Genomic DNA, 16666 nt, shown 5'->3' with positions numbered 1-16666 from the left:
CGGATCTCACAGGGTGATGGTGCGCAGCCCCGCCCCGTCCAGGGGCCGGTGGCTCGACAGGACGACGATGCGGCTGCTCAGCCGTGCCAGCAGCCGCGCCAGGATGCGCTGCGCCTGATCACGGTCGAGATGCTCGGTGGGCTCGTCGAGAAGCAGGATCGGCCGGTCCGAAAGCCAGGCGCGGGCGAGATTGAGCCGCTGGGCCTCGCCGAGCGACAGCGTCTCCTGCGTGATCCAGCCGTCGAGACCCTGAGCAGCAAAACGATCGGTCAGCTCGACCGCCGCCAGCGCTTCGGCGATCTCGGCATCGCTGCGGCCGGGGGCGAAGCAATTGGCGCGCAGCGTGTCGGCGAGGATGGCGGCGTCATGCAGGCAGAGGACGCTCATCCGGCGACGCGCAGCCGTGTCGATCAGGACGTCGCCGTCCGCCTCGAATGTCTCCTCCCCCAGCCAACCGGCAATCTGCTTGAGAAGGCTCGTCTTGCCGCAGCCGCTGGCGCCGCGCAGCACCAGAGGGCTCCCGGCCTGCAGGCGCAGGCTGATGGACTGGCCGAGCCGGCGGCCGTCAGGCGCGACGCGCGGCAAATTCTGGATACGAAGAGCCGTCAGCACCACGGTGCTCGGCCCCTCCTCATCGAGGATCGGTGCGGCGGCACCTGTCTCGGCCAGACGTGCCGCAGCGTGAGCGCCGCGCAGCCGGGCGAGAAGGTTTCGGCCCAGCCCCTGCACCACCTCTGCAAAGGCGAGCCAGGAGAAGGCGAGGAAGAGCGGCGGCAGCAGCGCATCACCGCGCGCGCCGGCCAGCCAGGCGACGCCAAGCACCGCCACCGCCATCAGCGGGCCGAAGAGCGCCAGCCCCAGGTCAAACGTCGCCTGGGCGCGCCGAATCTCCCGCACGGCCAGTCGCGCCTTCTCCAGCTCGAAGAAGCCCGCGTCGAGTTCAGCGGCGAAGCGACCTTCCGCCTTGAGCGGCACCAGCGCAGCTAGGCTCGCGCCGAGCCTGTCCGCCGCGGCACGACCTGCGCTCTCCGCCCCACGCCAGAGTGGATCGGCACGGCGCAGCAGCCGTTGCGCCGAAAGGGCGAGGATCGTGGCGGCCGGCAGCAGGAACATGAGGGCAATCGGTGCGATGAAGGCGGTGGCGCCTGTCAGTGTTGCTCCGCCGAAACCTGTGGCAAGGAGCGGCAGCCCGGCGCGTAGCCGGGCGGAGTCGACATCCTCGACATCGTCGAGATAGTCGGCCAGTGCCTGCGGCTGGCCGAGCTGCCAGCCGGTGCGGCGCAGCGCCGGGCGGGCGGCGAGTCCGGTGAAGAGGCGCGCGCGCCGCTGGCACTGGTCGTCGAGCGCCGCCCGATGGCCGGAGAGCCGCTCGCCGAACCTGGTGGCGACGCGACCGATGGCGAGGAGCCGGACCAGCGCACCGGGGATGTGGAAATTGAAGGTGAGCGCGGCACTGGTCAGCCCTGCCAGCGCGACGGCGCCAAGGAACCAGGCTGACAGGCCGCCCAGAAGAAGGCCGCAAAGAAGAGCTGAAAGCGCGAAGGCGAGCGCCGTCCGCCAATGGTGAGACGGGAGAAAGGCAGAGCCGAGGGAAGCCCGGTCTGCGGGTAAGGGGTGAAGGGCCCGTACCTCCTTGTGCATGGTGGGGGTCCTCATGCGGCCTGATCCTTCTCTGCTGTGCCGGCAAGCGACACGCGTCGAGCCGCCTCGGCGATCAAGACGGGATCGTGAGTGGCGACCAGGATGAGGCGGCGCCGCGCCATATGCTTGATCGCCGTCCGCACGAGAGCGGCCGTGGCCGGATCGAGCTTGGCGGTCGGCTCGTCGGCCAGCACCGGGCCCTGGCCGAGCAGCGCCCGGGCGATCGAGAGCCGCAGCCGCTGGCCGCCCGACAGATTGGCACCGCCTTGCTCCAGGTGGTCCGGCATGGAGGGATCGCCGGCCAGACCGAGGCGGACGAGGACATCCTCGAGGCGGGCGGGATCGATGTTTTTCTCCGGCCAGGCGATCGCCGTCGCCAGCGTTCCTGCCGGCACCAGGCAATCCATGCCGATCCAGCGCGTCTGCCCATGACCTCCACCGAAAGTCTGGTCGCCGCTGTCCTCCTCGATTCCCGCTAGGCGGCGTAGCAGCGTCGTCTTGCCGGCGCCGCTTGGGCCCGTCAGGACCACCAGTCCGCGCTCCGGCAGAGAGGCTTTCAGCAGCGCCGCATTGAGCGGCAGCGTGATCTCCGCGGCTGGCGGATCGAGCAGCCGGTCAAGCGCAAGCGCCGCCGCCTCGCCTTCGACCTTGGCATGATACTGCTCGGCAAAGCGGCGGAAGGGCGCGAAATAATCGGGCGCGATCATCAGGATGAACAGGCTCTGCCACAAAGCGAGGTCTGCAAAGCCTGGCAGGGCCAGCAGCTTGAGATGGCCGAGCCCGAGCAGGACCGCGAGCATCGCGATCGACAGCGAGGCGAAGAAATCGATGATCGCCGCATTGAGAAAGGCGATCTTCAGCACGTCCATGGTGCGGCCGGCGAAGTCTTCGAGACGGGACTGCAGCTTGAGCGATTCGGGCAACAGCGCGTGATGGGCCAGGATGGTCGGGAGCGTGCGGATGCGGTCAGCAAACTGGCCGGCCAGATGGCCGAAGGCAGCCTCCTGGGCCGTGGCCCGCGAGCGGATCAAGCCGCCGATCAGCGCGAAGAAGACGATCATGACCGGCGTCAGGCCCAGCATCAGCAGCGCGGCTTGCCAGGATACGAGCAGCAATGTGGCGGCGGCGACGAACGGGCCGAGACCCATCATCCGCCGCGCCGCCTGATGGGTGAGAACCAGCGCCGCGATCGCGTCGGGGTGGCGCTGAAGGGCGACGACGAGGCTGCCGGTGTCGATCGCCTGCGCCCTGCGCGCCGGCAGGGCGGCGATGGTCGTCTGCGCGGCACGAGCGACAGCCTGGGAGATGGCAGCCTCGCCCTCCGCGGCGGCGAGATCCGACCGCAAACCGGCAAGGACCGAAAGGACAAGGCCGAGCAGCGCAGCGGCGAGAGCGGGGACGTCAGCCGTGCCATCGATGATCGCCGCTCCGGCCACCTTGGCGCTGAAACCGAGGAAGGCGAGCCGGCCGAGAAGGCGCGCGCTTTGCCAGAGAAGAAGGCGGCGAAGGTGGAGCGCAGCCACGCGGCGCCCGAGGGCGAGCATGCCTGTGGCATCGGGAACAGCCGAACGGCGGCGCGGGAAAAGGCGTGTGCGTCTCATGCCCGTCGTTCTGCCATGGAGGAGACGAGGTCGGGTTGATCCAGATCAACAGGCCGGGACGAAAAGCGCGCTATGGCTCATCCAGACTTCGGAAAGGTTGACCCATGTTCGATCCCCTCCTCATAGAGCTCTCGCGCCTGCAATTCGCCTTGACGGCGCTCTATCACTTCCTCTTCGTGCCGCTCACCCTCGGCCTCTCCATCCTCATCGCCATGATGGAAACCGTCTTCGTCATGACGCGGCGCGCCATCTGGCGCGACATGACGAAATTCTGGGGCGTGCTCTTCGGCATCAACTTCGCGCTCGGCGTCGCCACCGGCATCACCATGGAATTCCAGTTCGGCATGAACTGGGCCTATTATTCCCACTATGTCGGCGATGTCTTCGGCGCTCCGCTTGCGATCGAAGGGCTGATGGCCTTCTTCCTCGAGGCGACCTTCGTCGGCCTGTTCTTCTTCGGCTGGGAGAAGCTGACCGCGCGCGCCCATCTGATCGTCACCTGGCTGATGGCGCTCGGCACCAACTTCTCCGCCCTCTGGATCCTGATTGCCAATGGCTGGATGCAGAACCCGGTCGGCGCCGCCTTCAATCCCGACACGATGCGCATGGAGGTGACCGACTTCGTCGCCGTGCTCCTGAACCCCGTTGCCCAGGCCAAGTTCGTCCACACCGTTTCGGCCGGCTATGTCTGCGGCGCGGCCTTCGTGCTGGCAGTCTCGTCCTATTATCTGCTCCGTGGCCGTCATGTGGCGCTGGCGCGGCGCTCCTTCGTCATCGCCGCCGCCTTCGGGCTCGCCTCGGCCCTCTCGGTCATCGTGCTCGGCGACGAGAGCGGCTATGCGATCACCGATAACCAGAAGATGAAGCTCGCCGCCATGGAGGCGATGTGGGAGACGGAGCCGGCACCGGCTGCCTTTACGCTGTTCGGCCTGCCGGACATGGCCGCCCGGCAGACGCTGTTCGGAATCCATATTCCCTATGTGATGGGCCTGATCGGCACCCGTTCGCTGGATAAGGAAATTCCCGGCATCACCGAGCTGGTGGCCAAGGCGGAGAGCCGCATCCGCAACGGGCTTATCGCCTATGACGCGCTGGAGACGCTGAAGACCGACCGCAGCAATGCGGAAGCGCGCGCCCGGTTCGCCACCGCTTCGAAGGATTTGGGCTATGCGCTGCTCCTCAAGCAGTTCATCGACGATCCGCGCCAGGCGAGCGACGCGCAGGTCAGGGACGCCGCCTGGTCGACCGTGCCGCATGTCCCCTCGATCTTCTTCACCTTCCGCCTGATGGTGCTCTCCGCCTTCGTGCTGCTTGTCGTCTTCGCCGTCTCGCTCTGGCATACGATCCGCGAACGACAGGCGCCGCGCTGGCTCCTGCGGCTTGCGCTCCTTGCGCTGCCATTGCCCTGGCTTGCTGCCGAGCTCGGCTGGTTCGTCGCCGAGTTCGGGCGTCAGCCCTGGATCATCGAAGGCGTGCTCCCGACCTTTCTCGCGACTTCGGCGCTGGGCGTCTCCGATCTCCTGATCACCATCGCGCTCTTCACGCTCGTCTATGGCGCGCTGGCGGTGGTCGAGGTGCGCCTGATGCTGGCCGCCATCCGCAAGGGCCCTGCGATCGGCGACGCCTTCGCCGCCCGCCTGCAGCCTTCACCCCATAGCCCCGGCCAGTTCCAGCCGGCCGAATGATCAGCTTCAAGGACCAGGATCATGTTCGATTTTCTCTTCGATTATGCGGTGCTCAGAGTCATCTGGTGGCTCCTGCTCGGGGTGCTGCTCGCCGGTTTCGCCATGACCGACGGCTTCGATCTCGGCGTCGGCGCCCTGCTGCCCTTCGTCGCGAGGACCGATGCCGAGCGCCGCGTGGCGATCAACACGGTCGGCCCGGTCTGGGAGGGCAACCAGGTCTGGTTCATCCTCGGCGGCGGGGCGATCTTCGCCGCCTGGCCGGCCCTTTATGCGCTGAGCTTCTCCGGCTTCTATCTCGCCATGTTCCTGGTGCTTCTGGCGCTCATCCTGCGGCCGGTCGGCTTCAAATACCGGTCGAAGAAGGCGGATCCCGCCTGGCGGCAGGGCTGGGATATCGCCCTCTTCATCGGCGGGCTCGTGCCCTCGCTGATCTTCGGCGTGGCGATCGGCAATGCGCTGCAAGGCGTGCCCTTCCACTTCACGAGCGACCTCCGGCCGATCTATGAGGGCAACCTCTTCGGCCTCTTGAACCCGCTCGCGCTCTATTGCGGCCTCGTCTCGCTCTTCATGCTGGCCATGCATGGAGCGGCCTGGCTCGCCTTCAAGGCGGACGGCATCGTCGCCACGCGCTCCGCACGTCTCGGCGCCGTCGCCGCGACGCTGACTGCGCTCCTTTTCCTAGGCGGCGGGTTCCTCGTCCGCCTCGGGCTCCTCGGCGGCTACCGGGTCACCTCGCCGATCGCCTGGGCCGATCCATCCAATCCGCTCTACAAGGCGGTGGCGCTCGATCCTGCCGCCTGGCATGCCAATTTCGCCGCGGTGCCGCTGCTCTGGCTCATTCCCGCACTCGGCATCGCGGGAGCGCTCGCCGCCGCCCTCGGTTTCACCGCCAGGAGAGCCGGGCTTACGCTGCTCGCCAGCCTCTTGTCGGTCGGCATGATCGTCGCCACCGTCGGGATCTCCATGTTCCCGATCCTGCTGCCGTCGAGTACCAACCCCGATCACTCGCTGACGGTGTTCGACGCCTCGTCCAGCCTCTCGACGCTGCGCACCATGCTGTTTGCCACCCTCGTCTTCATGCCGCTCGTGCTCGCCTATACCGCCTGGGTCTATCACGTGCTCTGGGGCAAGGTGACGGTCGAGAGCATCGATGCCGGCACGACGTCCTATTGAGCCGATCCCTCACCCCTCGTCTTCGAAGGAGACAACCATGTGGTATTTTTCCTGGATCCTTGGCCTCGGACTGGCCGCCACCATCGGCGTGTTGAACGCGCTCTGGTACGAATTGCGCGTGCTGCGCGATGCGCCCGGCGAGGAAAGCGCGTCGTTCGAGAGCCCATGAGGATGGCGCGCCATGTCCGGTCTCGAGCATTCCAAAGGGCAGCGTAGCGGCGCGGCATCGACCCCATCAGGAGAACGAGCGTCGATCCATCACGCGCGGATCGACCTTTCCCGCATCCACCGCGAAATGCTGTCGCTTTGCGCGGATCTGGAACAGGTGGCGGATGATCTTCCGGACAATGTCGATCGCCTGGAATGCCTGGCGCTTGCCGGCAGCCTGCTGCCGGTCATGCGGGGCGGGCAGCGTTTCGAGGAGGAGACAATCTATCCGGCGATCATGCGCGCCGGGGAGGAGCAGATGATCCGTCGGCTGAAGACCGAGCATCTGGAAGACGACAGCAGCGCCCAGGAGCTGACACAGGTGCTGCTGGCGATCGGCCAGGGGCACCCGATCTATAATCCGGAAGCCGTCGGCTATATGCTGCGCGCCTTCTTCGGCACGATGCGCCGCCACATCGCCTTCGAGCGCGATCACCTGATCCTGCAGTCTGGCGGCGAGATCAATCCCCTGCTCGGCGCGCCAGACGCGGCAGATCATCGATGATGACGTGGCGGCTGTTTTCCAGCTGGATCAGCCCGTCGGTGCGCAGTTTGGTCAATTGCCGGCTAACGGTTTCGATGGTGAGACCCAGAAAATCGGCGATCTCGCCGCGGGTGAGCGGCAGGTCGAAGGCGGCGCTGCGCCGGTCGGGATCGGCGGCAGGGTCGATGTGGCGGGCGATCATCATCAGAAAGCTCGCCACCTTCTCCGCCGCGGTCTTGCGGCCGAGCATCACCATCCAGTCGCGCGCCTGGTCGAGCTCCTTCAGCGCCTGCTGGAACAGGCGATGTTCCAGTTCCGGCTGATCGGCGATCATGCGCTCCATCACCCCGCGCGGGAAGGAGCAGAGATGAACCGGCGTCGCCGCCTGGGCGGTGATAACGCTTTCACGCGCGAAGGGTCGGCCGACGAAATCGGGCGCGAATTGTAGGCCGACGATCTGCTGCCGCCCGTCCGAAAGCGTCTTGGTCAGTTTGACGACGCCGGAGAGCAGGTTCGCGTAGTGGTCGACGATCTCGGCGTCGCCGACGATCTCCGCACCCGCCTCGGCCCGCTGCTTGCTGGAGGTTTTCGACAGGGCCAGAAGCTCCGGCGCGCTCAGTGCGCCGCAGACCCCGCGATGGCGCGCCTCGCAGGCGGCGCAAAGCGCCGGCACGTCGCTGTTGTGAATGTCCTTGCGCATCCCGACGCCTGCACCCCCGACCCCTTTCGCGCACGACCTGAACGAAACCCATCGCGCACCTGGTAAGCCTAATGGATCACTGCCTGAAAATCCATCGCGAGAAGGCGGGACGCGGATGCCGGAATCTTCGAGGCGGCACGTCGGTCTGGCATCCGCGCCCCGCCGAACGGGCAGCTCCGGACGACCGCCAGGCCAGAATTATCCTGCCAAGGCTGGACGGATTGGTTCGAAGACGCTTACCCTTTGATCGGAATGGATGAAGCAGCATGGGATGGGAGTATCTATGCGGATAACCAAGCTTGAAACGGTGCGCATAGAGGAGCGGGCCAATCTCATCTGGGTCCTGGTTCATACCGACGAAGGGATCACGGGTCTGGGCGAGACCTTCTATGGGGCGAAGACGGTCGAGGCGCATGTGCACGACTACATCGCGCCGCGGGTCATCGGCCGGGATCCGCTGCAGATCGATCTTCTGGCGCAGGACCTCGTCGGCTATCTTGGCTTTCGCTCCTCCGGTGCCGAGGTGCGCGGCAATTCCGCCTTCGACATCGCGCTCTGGGACATTTTCGGCAAGGTGACGAACCAGCCGATCGCCCAGTTGCTCGGCGGTTTCAGCCGCTCGGAGATCCGCACCTACAACACCTGCGCCGGCACGGAATATATCAAGAAGAACACCGGCCAGACGACCGCCAATTACGGGCTGACCGGCGGCACGGCCTATGACGATCTGAACGGGTTTCTGCACAGGGCCGACGAGCTGGCGGTCTCTTTGCTGGAAGACGGCATCACGGCCATGAAGATCTGGCCGTTCGATGCGGCGGCCGAGCGGAGCCGCGGCCAGTACATTTCCATGCCGGACCTGAAGCTGGCCCTTCAGCCCTTCGAGAAGATCCGCAAGGCGGTGGGCGACAAGATGGATGTCATGGTCGAGTTTCACTCGATGTGGCAGCTCTTGCCGGCGCTGCAGATCGCCAAGGCGCTGACGCCCTATCAGACCTTCTGGCATGAAGATCCGATCAAGATGGACAGTCTTTCGAGCCTCAAGCGCTATGCGGCGGCCTCGCCGGCGCCGATCTCGGCGTCTGAGACGCTCGGGTCGCGCTGGGGTTTCCGCGATCTTCTGGAAACGGGCGTGGCGGGCGTGATGATGCTCGACATTTCCTGGTGCGGCGGCCTTTCGGAGGCCCGCAAGATCGCCTCCATGGCCGAGGCTTGGCACCTGCCGGTGGCGCCGCATGATTGCACGGGCCCGGTGGTGCTGTGTGCGTCGACGCATCTGTCGCTCAACGCGCCGAACGCGCTCGTCCAGGAGAGCGTGCGCGCCTTCTACAAGACCTGGTATCGCGATCTGGTGACGGCACTTCCGGAGGTGAAGAACGGCATGATCACCGTTCCGCCCGGGCCGGGCCTCGGCATGGACCTGAACCCCGAGCTCGACCGCATCTTCACCGTCGCGCGGCGCAGCTCGGATGCCTCCGACATCTAGGCCAGAAGAGGTGCAATCCCTTCGAAGGCTCCCGGCCGCCTGAAGCGACCGGGAGGATTTTTCGGGACGGGGCGAATGGCCGCCCCGCCTCGAAATCTTCAAGCAGCTTACTTGCGGAGTTCGCTGAGCTTGGCCAGCACGCCGTCCACGACATCGGCACCGATCTCGGCCTTGTGCTTCTCATAGACCACCAGCGATTTTTCGCGGATGCGCGCCTGCTCTTCCGGGCTCAGCACATTGGCCTCGATGCCGGCCGCCTTGATCTTTTCGAGCGACTTGGCATTCAGCTCGCGAATGACCTTGCGCTCGACGTCGCGACCGACGATGGCGCATTCCCTCAAAGCGGCCTGCTCCTCCGGCGAATAGGTGTCGAAGATCGCCTTGGAGAACAGGAAGAGGAAGGGCGTATAGGCGTGCTTGGTCTCGGTCACATATTTCTGGACCTCGTAGAACTTCGAGGTGTCGATCGTGACATAGGGGTTCTCCTGCGCGTCGATCGCCTTGGTCTCCAGGCCGGAGAAGATTTCGCCGAAGGCCATCGGCGTGGCGTTGGCGCCGAGGTTCTGGAAGGTATCGAGGAAGATGTTGTTCTGCATGACGCGGACCTTGAGGCCGCTGACATCCTCCCACTTGGTCACGGGGCGCACGGAATTCGTCAGGTTCCGAAAGCCGTTCTCCCAATAAGCGAGGTTGATGAGGCCGGCATCGGCCAGCTTCGCATTCAGCATCTCGCCGAACTCGCCATCCATGACGGCGTCAGCCTCCTTGTCGGTCGCGAACAGGAAGGGCAGGTCGAAGACGCCAAGCGCCGGCACCAGGCCGACCAGCGGCGAGGAGGACGAGATGACGCCTTCCTGGACGCCGGAGCGCAGTGCCTGGGTGGCCTGGAGATCGCCGCCCAGCGCACCGCCCCAGAAGGCGGTGATCTTCATCTGTCCGTTCGACTTCTGCTGCAGGCACTCGTCGACGGCCTTCAGACCGTTGCCGACCGGGTGGTCCTGGTTGATGCCGTTGGAAACACGGATGTTGCGCGCCTTGAACTCGGCGAAGGCAGGCGCGGCGGAGCCCAATGCCATGGCAAGGGCAGTTGCGGTCAGAAGCAGCTTTCTCATTGATTATCCTCCCGGGATTGTTGGTGAGATCGGTGTTCGAAACGAGGGTTGAAAAACGGTGGTCGGCTAGTGCAGGAAGCGCATCGGCACGAGAACGATGTCGGGGAAAAGGACCAAGAGCAGCAGCACCAGCGTTTCGGCGACGAGGAAGGGCCAGACCCCGACCGTGACCTTTCCGAGCGGAATGCGTCCGACGCCGCTGACGACGTTCAGCACCACGCCGACCGGCGGGGTGATGAGGCCGATGGCATTGTTCATGATGAAGAGGACGCCGAAATAGGCGGGGTCGATCCCGGCCTGCTTGATGATCGGCATCAGCACCGGTGTCAGGATGAGGATCGTGGGGGTGAGGTCGAGCGCGGTTCCGACGATCAGCACCAGAACCATGATGGCGAACATCAGGAGGCGCGGTCGATCGATCAGCGGCTCGATATAGCCGGCGACTTCCGCCGGAATGTTCGCCGCCGTGATCAGCCAGGCCGAGACGAGCGCGGAGGCCACCAGGAACATGATGATCGAGGTGGTCTTGGCCGCGCGCAGGAGGACGTGGCGCAGGTCGCTCGGCTTCAGCTCCCGGTAGATCACCATGCCGACGAACAGGGCATAGGCGGCGGCCACGACTGCCGCTTCCGTCGGCGTCATGATGCCGGCCTTGATGCCGCCGAGAATGATGACGGGCATGCCGAGCGCCCAGAGGGCCCGGCCGGTGATGCGCAGACGTTCCGCATTCGACGGCTTCGGCAAGGGCATGACCTTGTCCTTGCGCACGGTAATGGCCCAGGCGATGCAGAGCGACAGGCCCATCAGGAGCCCCGGAACGATGCCGGCCATGAAGAGCTGCGTGATCGAGACATTGGCCGCGACACCGAAGACGATGAAGGCCATGGAGGGCGGCACGACCGGCGCGATGATGCCGCCGGCAGCAATCAATCCGCCTGAGCGCGGAATGTCGTAGCCGGCCTTCGCCATCATCGGGATGAGGATGGAGGCAAGGGCCGCGGTGTCGGCGGCGGCCGAGCCGGACACGCTCGCCATGATGATGGCGGCAAGGACGGTGACGAAGCCGAGACCGCCGCGGATATGGCCGACGCAGGCGATGGCGAAATCGATGATGCGGCGCGACAGGCCGCCGGTGTTCATCAGTTCGCCTGCCAGGATGAAGAAGGGGATGGCGAGCAGGGTGAAGGTATCGGCCCCCGCGATCATGTTCTGCGCAATGATCTGCGTGTTGAACATGTCCATGTACCACATGAGCACGACGCCGCAGAACATGAGCGAGAAGGCGACGGGAACCCCGATCGCCATGGCGCCGAGAAGCGAGCCGATGAAGACGAGAAGGGTCATTAGCCGCGCTCCGCCAGTTGCTCGACGGTCAGGTTCTCACCGGCAAAGGCCGCGACCTCGGCATCGGTCGCGCGGCCGGCCGAGAAGCGGATGACACGCTCCAGTGCGATGATGCACATGAAGGAGCCGGTGAAGAGGCCGATGCCATAGACCCAGATCATCGACAGGCCGGTCACCGGGGCGTGCATGCTCGCATTGATCTCGAACTGCTTCCAGGTGCCCCAGAAGAAGATGGCCGAGCAGAGGGCGATGATGAGGTTGGAGAGGATCATGCAGAGCACGCGACCGCGGCGCCCGAACCACATGACCAGCGTCTCGATGCCGAGATGGGCGTTCTCGCGGAAGGTGACGACGGCGCCGACGAAGGTCACCCAGACGAAGCAGTAGCGCGACAGCTCTTCCGAGACGTTCAGCCCCGAATTGAAGACGTAGCGCAGCACCACATTGGCAAAGACCATGACCGTCATGATCGCCAGCATGACGATGAGAAAGACTTCCAATGCCTTGTAGAAGAGGTCGATCGCCCTCTGCATGCCTTCCCTCCCAAAACTCCCAACGAAACCCGCGCCGCGCCCTCTTGTCCTCGGCGCCGGATCCAACCCAATCACCCCTGAAGGCCCGTTCAGACCGGACCCGCCGATGCCGGGACCGGCACGCCGCACGCGGCGACGGCTAGCGCCCGATCAACAAAGGGACGGACAGCGGACCGTCGAGAGGCGCCCGGGCCTTGTCGCCCGACAGACAATCACCCGCACGTCGTGCCGATCCCGATCGCATCGATGGCCTCCCTACGTCCTCCAGCGGTCCGGCCAACGCCGGCTCCTCTCCGCCTGTCAGGATGTCTGACAACCCTGTTGCTGCAAGCTTTAGTTGGAAGCGGACCGTCTGTCCAGCCGATCCGGCCTGCGCGCGACGATCTGCGATTGTGAGGGCTGGGGTGCCCAGGCGGCTTGACCGGGTCAGAAGGTCTCGATCGTCAGGCCGAGGCGGCTCGCGGCGCCGGTCAGATGCGCCTCCATGGCTCGCCGTGCTGCCAGTGGATCGCGCGAGGCGATGGCGTCGCGGATCGCGACATGCTCGGCAATCGTCACCTCGACGATCTCCTCGAGCAAAGCCGTTTCACGCGCGGCATTGATCGCGAGGCTGATGCGCTCGGCGATGAAGCCGATGAAGAGCAGGAAATAATCGTTCTGCGTCGCCGTCGCGACAGCCCTGTGGAAGACGAGATCGGCGGCGATCCCCTGGTCGGTCCATTTCTCCGCGCCGGTCATGCCGGCCAGCGCTTCGTCGAGGCGGGCGAGATCCGCTTCCGTCGCATGAAGGGCGGCCAGCCCCGCCGCTTCGATCTCCAGCGGACGACGCAGCTGGAACAGGCTGCGGAAGCTTGCCCGGTCGGAGAGATCGTCCTGTTCGATGCGGATCGACTGGCGGCGTTCGATCTCGGTGGCGAAGGCGCCGACGCCCTGGCGCGTCTCGACAAGCCCTTCATTGCGCAACTGCGCGATGGCTTCGCGCACCACGGAGCGACTGACGCCGAAGGTCTTGGCGAGCAGATGTTCCGCCGGCAGGCGCCCTCCCGGCGCGATCCGGCCTTCACTGATCTCGCGGCCGATCTCGAGCGCGATGCGCGCCGGCAGATGTTCGCTCCGCTTGATGTGGTTGAACCCCGTCACGACCAAGATGCTGCCTCCCGTTCCGCCCGTCTTTCAGCCTAGCTTATTTTAATCACGTTCAGTTGGCAGCCGGGGTTCATCATCATCTCGGGGTCGATCGCCTGTTTGAGCGCGGTGAGGAGTTTGCGCCGCGCCTCGGGCAGCCGCGCCTCGAAATCGTCGCGCTTCAGCCGGCCTATCCCGTGCTCGGCGCTCATGCTGCCCTGGTAGCGGTCCAGTACAGCATTCACGATCCCTTTCGCCTCATAGATCACCGCCTCCCTCTGCGCCGGCGAAAGCGCGGCGGGCGGCAGCACGTTCAGATGGACATTGCCATCGCCGACATGGCCATAGGAGACGCAGACGCATTCGGGAAACCGCTCCGTGACCGCGCGCTCGGCATCGGCGATGAAGGCCGGCAGACGGGAAAGCGGGACCGAGACATCGGTTCGCAGATGGGCCCCGCGCTTTGCCTGACCTTCGTTCATGCCTTCGCGGATCAGCCAGAGATTGCGCGCCTGCGCCTGCGAGGCGGCGATCGTCCCGTCGATGACGAGCCCCTCCTCCATCACGCCCTCGAGGAAGCGCTCCATCAGGGCGTCGATATCGACCAAGCCCGAGCCGGAGATCTCCAGGAGAACATAGGCGGCATGCGTCTCTTCGATCGGGACCGGCAAAGCGGGCATGGCTTCCCGCGCCAGGGTAAAGGCGAGCGGCGGCATGAACTCGAAGGCGCTCATCAGGTCGCAACAATCCCGCCGCGCCCGCCGGAAGAGGCGGATGGCATCATCGAGCGACGAGACGGCCAGCAGCGCCGTGGCGACCTGATCCGGATAGGGCGTCAGCTTGACGGAGACCGCGGTGACGATGCCGAGCGTGCCCTCCGCGCCGATGAAGATCTGCTTGAGATCGATGCCACGATTGTCCTTCCGCAGCGTCGACAAACCGTCGAAGATCGTGCCGTCCGGCAGCACCACTTCGAGACCAAGCACGAGATCGCGCGTCATGCCATAGCGCAGCACATTGATGCCGCCGGCATTGGTCGAGACATTGCCGCCGATGCGGCAGGTGCCCTGCGCGCCGAGCGACAGCGGAAAGAACATGCCCTGTTCGGCGACCGCGTCCTTCAGCACTGAAAGAATGCATCCGGCCTCGACGACGGCGGAGAAATCGTCGGGATCGACGGAGCGGATCGCGGTCATGCGCTCGAGGCTCAGCACCACCTGGTGATCCGCATCGTCGGGAATGCCGCCAAGCACGAGGCCGGTGTTTCCGCCCTGCGGCACGATGGCAAGCCCGAGCGCCCGGCAGAGCCGGACGACAGCAGCAACCTCCTCCGTGCCCCGCGGCCGGACGACAGCAACGGCGCGCGTCGAGACGTCGCCGTGCCAGTCGCGGCAATAGGGCAGCATGGCCTCGGGCAAGACGATCACCATGTCCTCGCCAAGAGCCTCGACCAATGCGCGGCGCCAGGCCCCGACCTCGACTTCCCTCGTCTCACTCACGCGCTGTCGCCCTGTCCGAAGGCACCGCCACCCTCCATCCCGCAGCCCCGGTGCAACGGCCGCGCGCGGCAACGAACACTGTCAACGCGTTCGCTTGTTCTTTTCACCGGACACTTATAGGGTTATCAGACAACCGTACAGGGCAAAGTTTGGGAGGCCCTGGCCGAGAGGAGCCCGTGCTCATCGAAGACTGGGGGAGGACAACGCATGCATATCTTGGTGATTGGCGCTGCCGGCATGGTGGGTCGGAAGCTGTTGGCGCGGCTCGTCGATGACGGTGGGCTCGGCGACAGGCCGATCGAGAGGCTGACGCTCGTCGACGTGGTGATGCCGACGGCGCCTGAAGGATTTTCCGGAGCGGTTTCCGCGCTGGAGGCCGATCTCTCGGCTCCGGGGCAGGCCGAAACGCTGGTCGCCACACGGCCGGACGTCATCTTCCATCTCGCCGCCATCGTCTCGGGCGAAGCGGAGCTCGATTTCGAGAAGGGATATCGCATCAATCTCGACGGCACGCGCGTCTTGTTCGACGCGATCCAACGGGCCAATGCCGAGGATGGCTACAGGCCGCGCCTCGTCTTCACCTCGTCGATCGCCGTCTTCGGCGCGCCGCTACCCTTCCCAATCGAAGACGACTATCACACGACGCCTTTGACCAGCTACGGCACCCAGAAGGCGATCTGCGAGCTGCTTCTCGCCGACTACAGCCGCCGTGGCTTCTTCGATGGGATCGGCATCCGGCTGCCCACGGTCTGCATCCGCCCGGGCGTGCCCAACAAGGCCGCCTCGGGCTTCTTCTCCAACATCCTGCGCGAACCGCTGGTCGGCAAGGAAGCCATCCTGCCGGTTTCGGAGGAGGTACGGCACTGGCACGCCTCCCCCCGCTCGGCGGTGGGCTTCCTCATCCACGGGGCGACGATCGATCTCGAGCGCGTCGGGCCCCGGCGCAACCTGTCCATGCCGGGCCTGAGCGCGACGGTGGGCGAGCAGATCGAGGCGCTGCGCCGCGTTGCGGGAGACAAGGCCGTCCGACTGATCCGCCGCGAGCCGGACCCGATGATCATGAAGATGGTGGCCGGCTGGGCGCCCGGGTTCACGGCGACGCGCGCGACCGCCCTGGGCTTTAAGGCCGAAACCTCCTTCGACGAGATCATCCGGGTCCATATCGAGGATGAACTCGGAGGGCGCCTGTGACCCGCGCCCGCTCGATCGCCTTGCTCGGCACCGGCCTGATGGGCGCGCCGATGGCCCGGCGCCTGCTGCAGGCCGGCCACGCCGTGACCGTGTGGAATCGCGACCCGGCCAAGGCAGAACCGCTGCAGGCCGCGGGCGCACGGCTGGCGCCAACGGCCACGGAGGCGGTCCGCGAGGCGGAGGTGGTCTTCACCATGCTCACCAATGGCGACGCCGTCGAAGACGTCCTGTTCCACCAGGGCTGCGTCAAGGCCATGCAAAGCGGCGCCATCCTGGTCGACACGAGCTCGATCGCCCCTCCCATGGCCCGAGATCATGCGCGGCGGCTCGCACTCGAGGGGCTGTCGCATCTCGATGCACCCGTCTCAGGCGGGGTCGTCGGAGCCGAAGCGGGCACGCTCGCCATCATGGCCGGCGGCGAAGCGGCCGTGCTCGATGGCGTTCGCGACATTCTTGCCGCGCTCGGCCGCGTGACCCATGTCGGCCCGAGCGGGGCCGGCCAGGTCTGCAAGCTCGCAAACCAGCAGATCGTCGCCGTCACGATCGGTGCCCTTGCCGAAGCGATGATCCTCGTCGAAGCAGGCGGCGCCTCGCGGCAGGCCTTCCGCGAGGCGATCCGCGGCGGTTTCGCGGAAAGCCGCATCCTCGAACTGCACGGCGCCCGCATGGTGAGCCGCGACTTCGCACCCGGTGGCACGGCACGCAACCAGTTGAAGGATCTCGATGCGGTAGCAGCGATGGCCGGCGCGCTCTCCCTGACGCTCCCCTTGACGGAGCAGGTGCGGCAGGCATTTTCCGATTTCGTGCGCGAAAGCGGCGGCGAACAGGACCATAGCGGCCTGCTCCTGCATCTCGAGCACAAGAACCCCCGTCGCTAAGGGCATC

The 16666-nt window shown here is 65.9% G+C and carries 15 protein-coding genes; 7 read left to right on the top strand and 8 right to left on the bottom strand.

The window, feature by feature from the left end:
• Nucleotides 1-6: 6 nt before the first annotated feature.
• Together ACLE20_RS13655 and ACLE20_RS13650 are read right to left on the bottom strand one after the other, a co-directional pair.
• Nucleotides 7-1656 (bottom strand): ATP-binding cassette domain-containing protein, encoded by a 1650-nt coding sequence (locus tag ACLE20_RS13655; RefSeq protein ID WP_410940862.1) that lies wholly within the window; start codon nucleotides 1654-1656, stop codon nucleotides 7-9.
• Nucleotides 1653-3242: an ATP-binding cassette domain-containing protein gene (locus tag ACLE20_RS13650; RefSeq protein ID WP_410940861.1), complete on the bottom strand. Its 1590-nt coding sequence runs from the start codon at nucleotides 3240-3242 to the stop codon at nucleotides 1653-1655. Before ACLE20_RS13650 ends, ACLE20_RS13655 begins: the two co-directional genes overlap by 4 nt.
• Before the next feature lie 104 nt (nucleotides 3243-3346).
• On the opposite strand from ACLE20_RS13650, the gene ACLE20_RS13645 reads away from it, so the two are divergent.
• The 4 genes from ACLE20_RS13645 to ACLE20_RS13630 are packed head-to-tail and all read left to right on the top strand — an operon-like array spanning nucleotide 3347 to nucleotide 6812.
• The gene (locus tag ACLE20_RS13645; protein ID WP_410940860.1) at nucleotides 3347-4927 is read left to right on the top strand and encodes a cytochrome ubiquinol oxidase subunit I; all 1581 of its coding nucleotides are present in this window, start codon (nucleotides 3347-3349) and stop codon (nucleotides 4925-4927) included.
• Nucleotides 4928-4948: 21 nt separating this feature from the next.
• Nucleotides 4949-6100: a cytochrome d ubiquinol oxidase subunit II gene (gene cydB / locus ACLE20_RS13640; protein ID WP_410940859.1), complete on the top strand. Its 1152-nt coding sequence runs from the start codon at nucleotides 4949-4951 to the stop codon at nucleotides 6098-6100.
• A gap of 37 nt (nucleotides 6101-6137) precedes the next feature.
• Nucleotides 6138-6269, top strand: coding sequence for a cytochrome bd-I oxidase subunit CydX (gene cydX, locus ACLE20_RS13635; RefSeq protein WP_410940858.1), 132 nt, complete (start codon nucleotides 6138-6140; stop codon nucleotides 6267-6269).
• Between the two features lie 12 nt (nucleotides 6270-6281).
• The gene (locus ACLE20_RS13630; protein WP_410940857.1) at nucleotides 6282-6812 is read left to right on the top strand and encodes a hemerythrin domain-containing protein; all 531 of its coding nucleotides are present in this window, start codon (nucleotides 6282-6284) and stop codon (nucleotides 6810-6812) included.
• On the opposite strand, the gene ACLE20_RS13625 is transcribed toward ACLE20_RS13630, so the two are convergent.
• Nucleotides 6769-7491 (bottom strand): Crp/Fnr family transcriptional regulator, encoded by a 723-nt coding sequence (locus ACLE20_RS13625; protein ID WP_410940856.1) that lies wholly within the window; start codon nucleotides 7489-7491, stop codon nucleotides 6769-6771. The genes ACLE20_RS13630 and ACLE20_RS13625 overlap by 44 nt on opposite strands.
• A 283-nt stretch (nucleotides 7492-7774) precedes the next feature.
• Here ACLE20_RS13625 and ACLE20_RS13620 point away from each other — a divergent pair, with 283 nt between their 5' ends.
• Nucleotides 7775-8977 carry a mandelate racemase/muconate lactonizing enzyme family protein gene (locus ACLE20_RS13620; RefSeq protein WP_410940855.1) on the top strand — a complete coding sequence of 401 codons (1203 nt, stop codon included), beginning with the start codon at nucleotides 7775-7777 and terminating at the stop codon, nucleotides 8975-8977.
• Between the two features lie 107 nt (nucleotides 8978-9084).
• Here ACLE20_RS13620 and ACLE20_RS13615 read toward each other — a convergent pair whose 3' ends face one another.
• The 5 genes from ACLE20_RS13615 to ACLE20_RS13595 all read right to left on the bottom strand — a co-directional run bounded on the left by ACLE20_RS13615 (nucleotide 9085) and on the right by ACLE20_RS13595 (nucleotide 14521).
• Nucleotides 9085-10089, bottom strand: coding sequence for a TRAP transporter substrate-binding protein (locus tag ACLE20_RS13615; protein WP_410940854.1), 1005 nt, complete (start codon nucleotides 10087-10089; stop codon nucleotides 9085-9087).
• Between the two features lie 66 nt (nucleotides 10090-10155).
• The gene (locus tag ACLE20_RS13610) at nucleotides 10156-11433 is read right to left on the bottom strand and encodes a TRAP transporter large permease (RefSeq protein WP_410940853.1); all 1278 of its coding nucleotides are present in this window, start codon (nucleotides 11431-11433) and stop codon (nucleotides 10156-10158) included.
• Nucleotides 11433-11966: a TRAP transporter small permease gene (locus ACLE20_RS13605; RefSeq protein WP_410940852.1), complete on the bottom strand. Its 534-nt coding sequence runs from the start codon at nucleotides 11964-11966 to the stop codon at nucleotides 11433-11435. Before ACLE20_RS13605 ends, ACLE20_RS13610 begins: the two co-directional genes overlap by 1 nt.
• Before the next feature lie 426 nt (nucleotides 11967-12392).
• Entirely contained in the window at nucleotides 12393-13112 is a 720-nt protein-coding gene (locus ACLE20_RS13600; RefSeq protein WP_410940851.1) for a FadR/GntR family transcriptional regulator, read from the bottom strand.
• Between the two features lie 32 nt (nucleotides 13113-13144).
• The gene (locus ACLE20_RS13595; protein WP_410940983.1) at nucleotides 13145-14521 is read right to left on the bottom strand and encodes an FAD-binding oxidoreductase; all 1377 of its coding nucleotides are present in this window, start codon (nucleotides 14519-14521) and stop codon (nucleotides 13145-13147) included.
• Between the two features lie 276 nt (nucleotides 14522-14797).
• On the opposite strand from ACLE20_RS13595, the gene denD reads away from it, so the two are divergent.
• Nucleotides 14798-15781: a D-erythronate dehydrogenase gene (denD, locus tag ACLE20_RS13590; RefSeq protein WP_410940850.1), complete on the top strand. Its 984-nt coding sequence runs from the start codon at nucleotides 14798-14800 to the stop codon at nucleotides 15779-15781.
• Nucleotides 15778-16659, top strand: a complete 882-nt coding sequence (locus ACLE20_RS13585; protein ID WP_410940849.1) for an NAD(P)-dependent oxidoreductase — start codon at nucleotides 15778-15780, stop codon at nucleotides 16657-16659. The genes denD and ACLE20_RS13585 overlap by 4 nt, the downstream gene beginning before the upstream one ends.
• Nucleotides 16660-16666 lie beyond the last annotated feature (7 nt).

The sequence above is a fragment of the Rhizobium sp. YIM 134829 genome, assembly GCF_046546455.1.
This window is presented reverse-complemented; position numbering and strand designations above follow the sequence as displayed.